The 12,065-nt window shown below is 66.9% G+C and carries 10 protein-coding genes; 5 read left to right on the forward strand and 5 right to left on the reverse strand.

The features are described from left to right. The 3 genes from QLQ85_RS03660 to salA form a co-directional block, all read right to left on the reverse strand. Positions 1-467: benzoate/H(+) symporter BenE family transporter (locus tag QLQ85_RS03660; RefSeq protein WP_282737754.1), on the reverse strand; the 467-nt coding region annotated here is incomplete at its 3' end. 125 nt (positions 468-592) lie between these two features. Beyond that, complete coding sequence (catA, locus tag QLQ85_RS03665; RefSeq protein WP_282737755.1) at positions 593-1,567, reverse strand: catechol 1,2-dioxygenase; 975 nt, start codon at positions 1,565-1,567, stop codon at positions 593-595. 62 nt (positions 1,568-1,629) lie between these two features. After that, the gene (gene salA, locus QLQ85_RS03670) at positions 1,630-2,934 is read right to left on the reverse strand and encodes a salicylate 1-monooxygenase (RefSeq protein ID WP_282737756.1); all 1,305 of its coding nucleotides are present in this window, start codon (positions 2,932-2,934) and stop codon (positions 1,630-1,632) included. A 206-nt stretch (positions 2,935-3,140) separates the two neighbouring features. Here salA and QLQ85_RS03675 point away from each other — a divergent pair, with 206 nt between their 5' ends. The 5 genes from QLQ85_RS03675 to QLQ85_RS03695 all read left to right on the forward strand — a co-directional run bounded on the left by QLQ85_RS03675 (position 3,141) and on the right by QLQ85_RS03695 (position 9,514). Further along, positions 3,141-4,046 carry a LysR family transcriptional regulator gene (locus QLQ85_RS03675; RefSeq protein ID WP_282737757.1) on the forward strand — a complete coding sequence of 302 codons (906 nt, stop codon included), beginning with the start codon at positions 3,141-3,143 and terminating at the stop codon, positions 4,044-4,046. A gap of 214 nt (positions 4,047-4,260) precedes the next feature. After that, complete coding sequence (locus QLQ85_RS03680) at positions 4,261-6,132, forward strand: feruloyl-CoA synthase (RefSeq protein WP_282737758.1); 1,872 nt, start codon at positions 4,261-4,263, stop codon at positions 6,130-6,132. 14 nt (positions 6,133-6,146) lie between these two features. Then, positions 6,147-6,917, forward strand: coding sequence for a crotonase/enoyl-CoA hydratase family protein (locus QLQ85_RS03685; RefSeq protein ID WP_282737759.1), 771 nt, complete (start codon positions 6,147-6,149; stop codon positions 6,915-6,917). Positions 6,918-6,936: 19 nt separating this feature from the next. Next, on the forward strand, positions 6,937-7,722 hold the full coding sequence (locus QLQ85_RS03690; protein WP_282737760.1) for a 3-hydroxyacyl-CoA dehydrogenase: 786 nt from the start codon (positions 6,937-6,939) through the stop codon (positions 7,720-7,722). Positions 7,723-7,729: 7 nt separating this feature from the next. After that, a complete protein-coding gene (locus QLQ85_RS03695) occupies positions 7,730-9,514 on the forward strand; it encodes an acyl-CoA dehydrogenase (RefSeq protein WP_282737761.1) in 1,785 nt (594 codons plus the stop codon). A 94-nt stretch (positions 9,515-9,608) separates the two neighbouring features. Here the strand turns inward: QLQ85_RS03695 and QLQ85_RS03700 are convergent, their stop codons facing one another. Together QLQ85_RS03700 and QLQ85_RS03705 are read right to left on the reverse strand one after the other, a co-directional pair. Continuing rightward, positions 9,609-10,673, reverse strand: coding sequence for a hypothetical protein (locus QLQ85_RS03700; RefSeq protein ID WP_282737762.1), 1,065 nt, complete (start codon positions 10,671-10,673; stop codon positions 9,609-9,611). A 161-nt stretch (positions 10,674-10,834) separates the two neighbouring features. Further along, the gene (locus QLQ85_RS03705; protein WP_282737763.1) at positions 10,835-12,025 is read right to left on the reverse strand and encodes a thiolase family protein; all 1,191 of its coding nucleotides are present in this window, start codon (positions 12,023-12,025) and stop codon (positions 10,835-10,837) included. Positions 12,026-12,065 lie beyond the last annotated feature (40 nt).

The following is a 12,065-nucleotide window of genomic DNA, read 5'->3' on the forward strand; positions in this document are numbered from 1 at the left end:
GCCACCATGTTGAGCCCGAACTTGAGCAGGATGCCGGCCACCATGCCCATCACGATCGGCATCGGGATCAGCTTCATGACGATGCCCATCACCCCGGCCAGGCCGGCGACCAGCGAGATGGCGCCGGCGATCAGGGTGGCGCCCAGGGCCGCCTCGAGCCCGACCACGGGAATGATCGCCGCGAACAGCAGGGCTCCGGGGATGGAGTTGGCCATGGGCAGGGGCAGCCGGTAGTAGGCCGGCATGACGAGGCCGAACAGGCCGTTGATCATCAGGTAGCTGATGACCCAGATCATGATGAAGTGGGAATCGAGCCCCGCGGCGGTGCCGGCACTGATATGGATGATGCCGGCACTGAGGCCGAAGATGCCAGCGACGAGACCCGCGCTGACGTTATCGACGTTGAGGTCTCGGATGAAGTCGCGGGGTGCGGACCTGAGACCGACGCCCTTTTCGATATGCTTCATGGTGTGCTCCAGGGATTATTGTCGTTGGTATCGGCATTCGGGGCAGGGGCTGGCCCGGCCCCCGGGTGCCGGTGGTCTTGCGCCGTGTCGAGGGGAAGGAGCGAACGGGGAGGTTCGTCCGCGCGTCAGACCTTGGCAGTACCGGCCAACTGGCTGGCCTGATCCTGGACGTCTTCCTTGGCCCGCGGGCGGGCGTGACGTGTCTGTAGCTCGGGCTTGTCGGTCCTGGCCAGCTCCACGTCGAACACCACCTCGGCGAACGCACCGTCCAGCTCGCGCTTGGCGATCTCGCCCTGGTCCTCGATGCGCTTACTTTCCACCACCAGCTCCTCGCGGGTGGCGAAGGCGAAGTCGTCCCAGGTGTGGGGGTCGCCGGCCAGGTTGATCTGGGTGGTCAGGTGCAGGTGACCCGGCGCCGAGACGAAGTAGTGGATGTGCGCCGGACGCTCGCCGTGACGGCCCAGCGCCTTGAGCACCACGTCGGTTGGGGCGCCTTCCGGCACGCCGTAGCCGGAGGGGATGGTGCTGCGCGCGCAGTAGCGGCCTTCGCCGTCGGTGACGATGGTGCGGCGCAGGTTGTACTCGCTCTGGGTCGGATCGAAGAAGGAGTAGCCGCCCTTGGAGTTGGCGTGCCACACCTCCACCTTGGCCCCGGCGATGGGCGTGCCGTCGACGTCACGTACCTGGCCGGTCAGCCACATCACCTCGGCGTCCGGGTCGGCGTCGTCGTCCATGCGTGCGAAGCCCTCGGCCTCCGGGGCGCCGGCCACGTAGAGCGGGCCCTCGATGGTGCGCGGGGTACCGCCGGTGCGCTTGGCCTCGGCGTCGATGGCGTCCTGGCGCATGTCCAGGAAGTGGTCGAAGCCGAGCCCCGGCGACAGCAGGCCGAACTGGGTCTCGTGGCCCAGGGCGTTGAGCAGACTGACGGCGGACCAGAACTCGTCGGGGGTGACGTCGAAGTCGTCGATCAGGCGGTAGAGGTCGGAGAGCAGGCGGTGCATGACCTGCTTGGCGCGCTCGTTGCCGCCCGCCTGGTCGAAACCGGCCACGGTCTTGAGGAAGTCCTGGACTTCCGGGGTATCGAAGATCTTGATCGTCATTGGGGAGGCTCCATTGTGGATTTTCTATAGTGATTCATGCATGCCATGCCTACTGGAGGGCATCAGGCCAAGGCAGTGAGTGAGGTGGACTCCCACCCCAAACGCTCTCTGGCCGCGACCACGTCGTCTTGCGGATCGTGATTCCAGAGCCAGTCGAAACGAGTCTCCAGCTCGGAAGATATCTTCGCTTCGTCATCGCCGATTCCTGGGGCGCTGTACTCGTAGAGGTCTCCCGCCTGGTGGGAAGTCCGCTGCACCTGGCAGGTGCGCACGTGGCGAACCGCCTCGAACGCCGCCAGGACCTGCTGGGCGTTGTGCCGATCGCAGGCCTCGTCGGTGAGCAGGCTGGCCAGCACATAGGCATCCTCCAGCGCCTGGCCGGCCCCTGCGCCCTGGTGGGGCACCATGGCATGGGCCGCATCCCCCACAATCAGCACCCGATCGCGGTGATAGAAGGGCAGCTCCGGCAGCTCATGCAGGGCCCAGCGAGTCGGCTCGGGAATGCAGGCCAGGATGGCCTGGGATGCCACGCCCCAGCCCTCGAACACGCTGAGCATCTCCTCCTGGCTCACGGCAGTGACCCAGGCCTCGCCCTCGGGCAGCCAGGGATTGGGGGTGGAGCGGTCGGTGATGAAGGCCACCACATTGATCAGTTCGGACTGCTTCACCGGGAAGGTCAGGATGTGGCGATCGGGGCCGAGGTACATCTGCGGCACCAGCGCCAGCCGCCTGTCGGCACCCCGCTCTTCCAGCGCCGCCTCCAGCTGTGTGGTGGGAATCATTCCGCGATAGGCATAGGTGCCGCTCCAGAACGGACCGAGGTCGCCGTACTGGGCCGGCGGCAACACATGCTCGCGCACCGCCGACTTGATGCCGTCGTAGCCGATCAGCATATCGGCAGTGAAGGAGGTACCGTCGTCAAAGCGCGCGGTGGCGCCCTCACCATCCTGCTGTACCTCGACACAGCGCTTGCCGAAGTGGGCGATCCCCTCGGGCAGATTGGCGACGATGGCATCCAGGAAGTCGGCCCGGTGAACCGAGGACTGGCCGCAGCCGGGTGCCAGGGAGGCGGTCAAATAGGCGTCGTCGTGCCAGCGCCGCCACTCGAACCAGACGTCCTCATAGGGCGCCGGGGAGGCGTCGGCGATGCGACGATAGGAGGCTTCCAGGCCGAGCAGTTGGATGGCCCGCACGGCGTTGGGCCCGAAGGAGACGCCGGCGCCGATCTCGGAGAACTGCGGTGCGGCCTCGAAGAGCTGGACGTCGAGGCCGGGATCCCGCGACAGGGCCACGGCGAAGGCCACGCCGCCGATGCCGCCGCCGATGATGCCGATGGAAAGGCGTTTTTGCTGGGTGTTGGCTACCATGGTCGTGCTCTCGTGAACTGACAGGGGATGTGCCCTCACGCTAGGCGCGCCGCTCGTCGGCGACCACACAGCCCCCTGCATTCACTGCATAAGCACGACTAATAAATCGATGAAACAATGACCTGGATCATTTTTCGCTCAGCCGAACTCGACCTTTGTCCAATACCAGGGTCGGCCAGAAAACCGCCCCTGACGACGAGCACGCCATGATCAAACTGTCGGAGATCGACGTAAACCTGCTGGTGGTGTTCGACCTCCTCTACCAGGAGCAGAACACCCAGCGCGTGGCGCTGCGTCTCGGCATCACCCAGCCGGCGGTCAGCCACGCCCTGAAGCGGCTGCGCACCCTGCTCGGCGACAAGCTCTTCGAACGCACCTCGCGGGGGCTGATGCCGACGCCGCTGGCCACTCGTCTGCATCCCCCCATCGCCGAGGCCCTGGCCCGCCTCCAGGAGACCCTCAACCGACCGGAAGACTTCGATCCGGCCGTGAGCGAGCGTACCTTCAACATCGCCATGACCGACATCGGCGAGATCATCTTCCTGCCCCGCCTGCTGCAACGCCTGGCCCGGGAGGCCCCGGGCATCTGCCTGAGCACGGTACGCAGCCAGAACGAGGACCTGAAGCGGGAGATGGAGGAGGGGCGGATCGACCTGGCCATTGGCCTGATTCCCCAGCTCGGCGCCGGCTTCTACCAGCAGGGGCTCTTCGTGCAACGCTATGTCTGCCTGATGCGGGCGGACCACCCCCTGGCGACGGGGGATTTCGACCTGGCGGCCTTCGTCGCCGCCCAGCATGCCGTGGTGGTGGCCCGGGGCACCGGCCATGGCATCGTCGAGGAGCAGCTGGCCCGGTCGGGTGTCAGCCGGCCGGTCAGGCTCGAGCTTCCCCACTTCGCCGCGGTACCCTACATCGTCAGCAGCACCGACCTGGTGGTGACCGTCACCGACAAGCTGGCCGAGGTGACCCGAGAGCGGTTCCGGTTGGCGATGCGCGAGCATCCCGTGCCCTTCCCCGAGATCCCGATCAACCTCTTCTGGCACCGGCGTTTCCATCAGGATGCCGGCAACCGCTGGCTGCGCGGCCTGGTCTTCGAGATGTTCGCCGAGTAACGACGCTCCCCCTGCCCCACGGCGGCCCCCGAGCCGCCGTTTTCGTTCGTTCGCCGGGCATGGCCCACACGCGACCCAAGATCCCGCACTCGACCAAAGACGTAGCCCCGGGTGATGACCCGCTCGGAGAGCTGTTGTAACCTCTATATTGTTTAGTCACACAACAGTATTTTCTAACAACATAAATGCTCAGCCTGACGGCAAGGAGCCAATAATGACAGCCTCCACGCTCGACCAACCACAAGCCCCTGCCTTCACCGCCCCCCAAGTTCGACTGGAACGCCGGGGCGACGGCACCCTGCTCCTGCACTCCGCGATCTCGCTGAACGACGACTACGCCCGCTGCAGCGGCGAGTGGCTGGAACACTGGGCCCGCGAGGCACCGGACCGCGTCTGGCTGGCTGAGCGCGACACCCGGGGCGCCTGGAACAAGCTCACCTACGGCGAGGCGCACCGGCGGGTGGTCGCCATCGCCGGCTGGCTGCTGAGCCAGGGACTCTCCGCCGAACGCCCGCTGGTGATCCTCTCGGACAACAGCATCGAGCATGCCTTGCTGATGACCGCCGCCATGCACATCGGCGTGCCCTCCTGCTCGATCTCGCCGGGCAGCTCGCTGATGTCCAGGGACCATGCCAAGCTCAAGAGCCAGATCCGGCTGCTCCAGCCCGGGGTGGTCTACGCCGACCCCATCGAGCCCTATCGGCCGGCGCTGGAGGCCATCGCCGGGCTCCACGACGGGGTGGTGGTGGCCGGCAGCCGCAGCGCCGCCAGCGAGGGCGCCACTCCCTTCGCCGAGCTCGAGAAGCGCGCCGATGACGCGGCGGTGATGGCCGCCTTCGCCGCCATCACCCCGGACACCATCGCCAAGTTCCTGTTCACCTCCGGCTCGGTGGGCGCCCCCAAGGCGGTCCCCAACACCCAGCGCATGCTCTGCTCCAACCAGCACGCCAAGGCCCTGCTCTGGCCGACCCTGGCCGAGCGAGCGCCGGTGCTGCTCGACTGGCTGCCCTGGAGCCACACCTTCGGCGGCAACCACAACTTCAACATCATCCTGCGCTGGGGCGGCACCCTCTACCTGGACGACGGCAAGCCGACCCCGGAGCTGATCGGGAAGACCGCCCGCAACCTGCGCGAGGTCTCGCCGACCCACTACTTCAGCGTGCCGCGCGCCTACGACATGCTGGTGCCCCTGCTGCGCGACGATGCCGAGCTGCGCCGGGCCTTCTTCCAGCGCCTGCAGCTGATCTTCTACGCCGCCGCGGCGCTTCCCGAGCATCTCTGGACCGAGCTCGAGGAAATGGCCCGGGAGACCGCCGGCCGCGAGGTGCTGATCGCCTCCTCCTGGGGCTCCACCGAGACCGCCCCGATCTGCACCGACTGCCACTTCCCGGCGGAGCGCTCCGGAGTGATCGGCGTGCCGGTGCCGGGCTGCACCCTCAAGCTGGTGCCCACGGCGGGCAAGCTCGAGGTGCGGGTCAAGGGGCCCAACGTCTTCACCGGCTACTGGAAACAGCCCGAACTGTCGGCCAAGGCCTTCGACGACGAGGGCTTCTACATGATCGGCGACGCGCTGCGCTTCGTGGATCCCGAGCGTCCCGAGCTGGGCCTGCTCTTCGATGGCCGCGTCAGCGAGGACTTCAAGCTGCTGACCGGCACCTGGGTGCATGTGGGCGCGTTGCGCATGGCCGGCCTGGATGCCCTCAAGCCCGTCGCCCAGGACATCGTGGTCGCCGGCCACGACCGCGACGAGATCGGTTTCCTGATCGTCCCCCACCTGGCCGAGTGCCGCCGCCTCTGCCCGGCCCTCCCCGAGGACGTCTCGGCGGCGAGCGTGCTGTCGCGGCCCGAGGTCGTCGAGCGCGTGCGCGAGGCCATGCGCGCCCTGAAGGCGAGCGGCGGCGGCAGCTCCACCTATGCGACCCGCGCCCTGCTGCTCGAGGAGCCGCCGTCGATGGAGGCCGGCGAGATCACCGACAAGGGCTACATCAACCAGCGCAGGGTCCTGGATCGTCGCGCCGACCTGGTCCACGCCCTTTACGAAGACACGGGCGATCCCCGTGTCATCACCCTGAATACCGAGCATTGATGCAGAGGAACACCATGAGCGACACCCTGGTCAAGACATCGCTGGACGACAGCATCTACACCATCACCCTGGCGCGGCCGGAGAAGCGCAACGCCGTCAGCGACCGCCTGCTCGGCGCCCTGGAGGAGGCGCTGGTCGCCACCCCGGCAGGCACCCGGGTGATCATCCTCACCGCCGAGGGCAAGCACTTCTGCGCCGGGCTGGACCTGGCCGAGCACCAGCATCGCGACCCCTTCGGCGTGATGCAGCACTCCCGCAGCTGGCACCGTATCTTCGATCGCCTGCAGAACGGCGGCGTCCCGGTGGTCAGCGCCATGCAGGGCGCGGTGATCGGCGGCGGCCTGGAGCTGGCCACCGCCACCCATGTGCGGGTGGCCGAATCCAGCACCCTCTACCAGCTGCCCGAGGGGCGCCACGGCATCTTCGTCGGCGGCGGTGCCTCGGTGCGAGTGGCCAACATCATCGGCCCCGACCGCATGTGCGAGATGATGCTCACCGGCCGCGTCATGGAGGCCGACGAGGGGCAGCGCCTCGGCCTCTCCCACTATGTGGTCGGCCAGGGCGAGAGCCTCGACAAGGCCCGCCAGTTGGCCTCCCGCATCGCCGAGAACGCCCCCATGGCCAACTGGGCGATGGTCTCCGCCATCTCGCGCATCGACAACATGTCCAGCGACGACGGCCTGTTCGTGGAGTCACTGACCGCCGCCCTGACCCAGACCAGCCCCGAGGTCGCCGAGCGCATCGGCAGCTTCTTCAAGAGCAAGGGCCAGGGCCCACGCACCTGAACGCTTCAAGGAGAACACCATGAAATTCCAGGACAACACCTTCATCGTCACCGGCGGCGCCTCGGGTCTCGGCGAGGCCACCGTACGCGCCCTGCATGCGGCTGGCAGCCAAGTGGTGATCGCCGATCTCAATACCGAGCGCGGCGAGGCCCTGGCCGCCGAGCTCAATGCCCAGGGCTCGGATGAGCGCGTCCGCTTCCGGCGCACCGACGTCACCAGCGAAGCCGATGCCCAGGCCGCGGTGGACCTCGCCCTCAAGGCCTTCGGTGGCCTGCAGGGGCTGGTCAACTGCGCCGGGGTCGGCGACCCCGCCAAGGTCGTCGATCGCCACGGCGCCCCCCTGCCCCTGGACGCCTTCTCGCGCATCGTCAACATCAACCTGCTGGGCAGCTTCAACATGCTGCGCCTGGCCGCCGCGGCCATGGCCAGGGGCGAGCCCCAGGCCGACGGCGAGCGCGGGGTGATCATCAACACCGCCTCGGTGGCCGCCTTCGACGGCCAGATCGGCCAGCCCGCCTACGCGGCCTCCAAGGGCGGCATCGTCGCCATGACCCTGCCCATCGCCCGGGAGCTGGCCCGCCACGGCATCCGCGTCATGACCATCGCCCCGGGGCTGTTCAAGACCCCGCTGATGGAGGCCCTGCCGGAGGAGGCCCAGCAGTCCCTGGCCGCCGCCATCCCCTTCCCCAGCCGCCTGGGCGAGCCCGACGAGTTCGCGCGCCTGGCCTGCCATATCGTCGACAACGCCATGCTCAACGGCGAGACCATCCGCCTGGATGGTGCCATTCGCATGGCCCCGCGGTAAGGAAACTATGATCGATTACCAAGCGCCACTGCGTGATATGCAGTTCATCCTCGACGAGCTCGCCGGGCTCGAGGGAATCGCCGAGCTGCCCGGCTGCGAGGATGCCTCGCCCGACCTGGTGGGCGCCGTGCTGGAGGAGGCCGGCAAGTTCGCCGCCGGCGTGCTCGCCCCCCTCAACCAGACCGGCGACCGGCAGGGCTGTCGCCTGGAGGGCGAGCGGGTGATCACCCCCGACGGCTGGCAGGCGGCCTACGACCAGTTCCGCGATGCCGGCTGGATCGGCCTCTCCCTGCCCCCGGAACATGGCGGCCAGGGCCTGCCCAAGCTGGTCTCCACCCCGGTGTGGGAGATGTGGTTCTCCACCAACATGGCCTTCGCCATGCTGCCCCAGCTCAACGTGGGCCAGACCGAGGCGCTGATGATCGCCGCCAGCGAGGCGCAGAAGGCCACCTGGCTCGAGAAGATCGTCAGCGGCGAGTGGGCCGCCACCATGAACCTCACCGAGCCCCAGGCCGGCTCCGACCTGGCCGCCACCCGCATGCGCGCCGAACCCATGGACGACGGGGCCTACCGCCTGTTCGGGCAGAAGATCTTCATCTCCTACGGCGAGCACGAACTCACCCCCAACATCCTGCACCTAGTGCTAGCCCGGTTGCCCGACGCCCCGCCCGGGGTCAGGGGGCTGTCGCTGTTCCTGGCACCCAAGTACCTGCTCGACGAGCGGGGCGAGCCGGGGCAGCAGAACGATATCCGCTGCATCTCCATCGAACACAAGATGGGCATCCACGGCAGCCCCACCTGCACCCTGAGCTACGGCGACCAGGGCGGCGCCCTGGGCTACCTGGTCGGCGAACCGCACCAGGGCCTGGCCACCATGTTCGTGATGATGAACGACGCCCGCTTCAACGTGGGGGTGCAGGGCGTGGCCCTGGGGGAGCGCGCCTACCAGGCGGCCCTCGCCTACGCCCGGGAGCGCGTCCAGGGCCGCGATATCGTCAGCGGCGCGACGGGCCGTCCGATCCTCGTCCACCCCGACGTCAAGCGCATGCTGGTGTCGATGCGCGCCCGGCTGATGGCCATGCGCGGCCTGCTCTACACCGCCGCCGGCTGGTTCGATATCGCCCGCCACCACCCCGACGCCGAGGTCGCCGACAAGCACCGGCGCTACGTCGACCTGCTGATGCCGGTGGCCAAGGGCTGGTGCACCGAGGTGGGCAACGACCTCTGCGACGAGGCCATCCAGGTGTTCGGCGGCATGGGCTTCGTCGAGGAGACCGGCGTCGCCCAGCTGTTCCGCGACGCCCGCATCATCACCATCTACGAGGGCACCACCGGCATCCAGGCCAACGACCTGCTGGGCCGCAAGATCCTCCGCGAGGAGGGCGCCACCCTGCGCGAGCTGATCAGTGATATCCGCGAGACCGCCGCCCGTCTCGATGGCCATGAGCGACTCGGCGACCTGGCGCAGGCGCTGCGCGACCAGGCCACCCTGCTCGACGAGACCACCGACTGGCTGCTCGAGCACCGCGCCGACACCGCCGAGCTCTACGCCGGCGCCGTGCCGCTGCTGCACCTGCTGGGCATCGCCTGCGGCGCCTGGCAGATGGCGCGCCTGGCGCTCGCCTCCGACACCCGCCGCCAGGCCGACGACGGCGACGCCGACTACCTGCAGGGGCTCATCGAGCTGGCCCGCTTCTATATGGCCACCCAGGCCCCCCAGGCCCGGGCCCATGGGCATACTCTGCGCCAGGCCGGCGCGGTCTTGACTCGCTTTCCGGAAGCCGGCCTATAAATCATATAAAAAAAGGCGAACCATCAAACTACCCGATGGTTCGCCTTACTTGATACAAGCGATCAAAACAGAACAGAGAACTTGAAGCCCCGAGTTAGAACCTGTACATCGCCATCAACTCTACCTGCTGCCCACCCGGACGCAGCGGCATGGTCGGCGCATTACGGTCACGCCATTCGATACCGAAGTCCAGGTTTGGCAAGTAGGTATAGATCAGATTGACGTTCATCATCTCGAGGGTGTCGTCAGCAACGGTCGGCGCCACCTCATCCGCTTCCACTTGGGCATAGCGAATATTTCCCCGGAATCGGTCATTGAATCTATGGCTCACACCAGCAGTAAAACCTGTGGTGCTCACCAGATCGCCAGCGGTATTGACCTCCCCACTCGAGGCTAGGGTCCGCGGGCTTGTCGCGCCGTTGAACCCCCACCCGGAATATACATTATTACCTTTCCCCGAGTAGCCGCTCAGGGCAAGAGAGGTGTCGCCGAAATTGAGCTTCGCTGCCAGGGAGAACGCGGCGCCAAATTTCGAATCCTCTACGCCGGTTTCGACCTCTCGACCAGTGACTGCGGCGTTGAAGGCGTGCCCCGCCTGAGTTCGATGCGTATAGGCTGCCACCATGTCCGGGAAGTCGGCATCGCGGTAGATCGGATCCTGTAGGCTGAAACGAAAGCCACCCGGCGTATAGTGCAGGACCAGGTCAGGCCGGACGACCGCACCGCTACCGGAAACGCTACCAACACCCGTGCCATAGAAGTCGAGAATTTCGACATCGAATGGCGCATTGGCAAAGAACTGGCCGGACCAGGTCTGCCCGAGGGTCAGGTCGTCGACCTGGACGTAGGCATGGCGTAACCGCATGGCGTAACTGGTATCGTCGACGTCCGTAGCATTATCCCAGAAGTCACCTTCCACGAAGGCCGTCACACGATGACCCTCGACCTCCTTGTCGACCTTGAAATTGAGCCGTGACTGCCGAGCAGTAGCATCGAAGGAGCTGTCATCACCATCCGGATCGGCAAAGATTCCCTCTGCCTTGATATAGCCACCGATACTGAGTCTCGCACCGCCAACCTCTCCAAGATCCAGGGCACAGGCCTGCGCAGAAACGACCGAAAGCGCGACCGCCATGGCAAGTCTTTTTTTGTTTACCATCCTTTTCAATCTCCGTATTGTTTTCATTAAGGCGGCTTCGATATCTCGGAAAGACATGGAAACCGATACCTGCAACGTGCAACTCGTGTCCCTTGCTTTCTTGTGTCCACGCCCGCCGGCTCCCTTGGCGGGCGATCCCGGTCGGAATGACCGGAGAGGACTCAGCCCACCTTGACGATCAGCGCGGCTGCCGAGTCGCCGGCGGCACAGCCGGTGACCAGGGCGTAGCCGCCGCCCTTCAGCGCGGTCTCCTCGATGGCCTCGATCAGCAGCCGCGCCAGGGTCGGGCCCTGGGGGTGGCCGAACACCAGGGAGGTGCCGTAGTTGTTGAAGCCGTGGGCGTCGAGACCCAGCGCCTTGGCCAGGTGCAGGTCGTTGACGATGAACGGCGAGTGGTTCTTGACCGTCTTGATCTGGTCGAGGGTCAGGCCGGCCTGGTCCAGGGCACGCTGCACCGAGGTGGCCGGCGCCATGGGCATATACGCCGGTTGGGTTCGCGCATGGCCGTAGGCCACTACCTGCACGGCCAGCCGGGGGTCGGTGCCGAGTTCGGCGGCCCGCTCGCGGGTGGTGACGATGATGCCGGCGTTGCCGTCGGCCGGGTGGGTCTGGGCGCCGAAGGTGTGGATGCCCGCGGGCTGCACGGTGCGCAGCCTGGCCAGGGCCTCCGCACTGGTGGCGGTCACGCCCTCGTCGGCCTCGACGAGCCGGGTCTCCTTGCGCGAGACCGCCACCTCCAGCGGGAACATGTAGCGCTTCTGGAAGGCACGCTCGTCGACCAGGGCCTCGGCGTACTGTTCATAACGGCGCAGGGTCAGCTCATCGGCCTGCTCGCGACTGAAGCCATGCTCGCGAGCGACGTTCTCGGCGGTGGTCAGCATGTCCTTGCCGGTGGCCGGGTCGGCGGCGATGTTGTCCATGTTCCAGTTCTCGGCGATCACCTCGCCGCCCGGCCCCTTGGGGTTGGGCCAGATGGTGTGGGGGCCGTTGGAGGTGCGGTCGGCGAGCAGGCAGTAGGTGGTGTCGAAACTGCCGCTCTCCACCGCCAGGGCGGCATTGAACACCGAGGTGGTGGCGGTGGCGCAGGCCTGGGTGACGTTCTGGCCCGGGGCCTGGCCGGCGCCCATCATGGCCGCCGCCCAGGGCGCACCGTAGAAGATCGACTTCTGCCCCACCGAGACCCCCAGGTAGAGGTAGTCGATGATCGCGGGATCGATGTCGCGGCTGGCGAACCAGCGCTTGCTGGTGGCCGCGCCCAGCTCGATGGAGTTCACGTCGGCCAGACTGCCCATCCACTTGCAGAAGGGGCTGGAGTAGTAACCGCCGTAGGGGATATAGGCGTTCTTGAACATGCTCACCTCTGAAACCATTACCGTGATGGAAGGGAAAAAG

The sequence above is a fragment of the Halomonas kalidii genome (assembly GCF_030010475.1).
Taxonomy (GTDB): Bacteria; Pseudomonadota; Gammaproteobacteria; order Pseudomonadales; family Halomonadaceae; genus Halomonas; species Halomonas heilongjiangensis.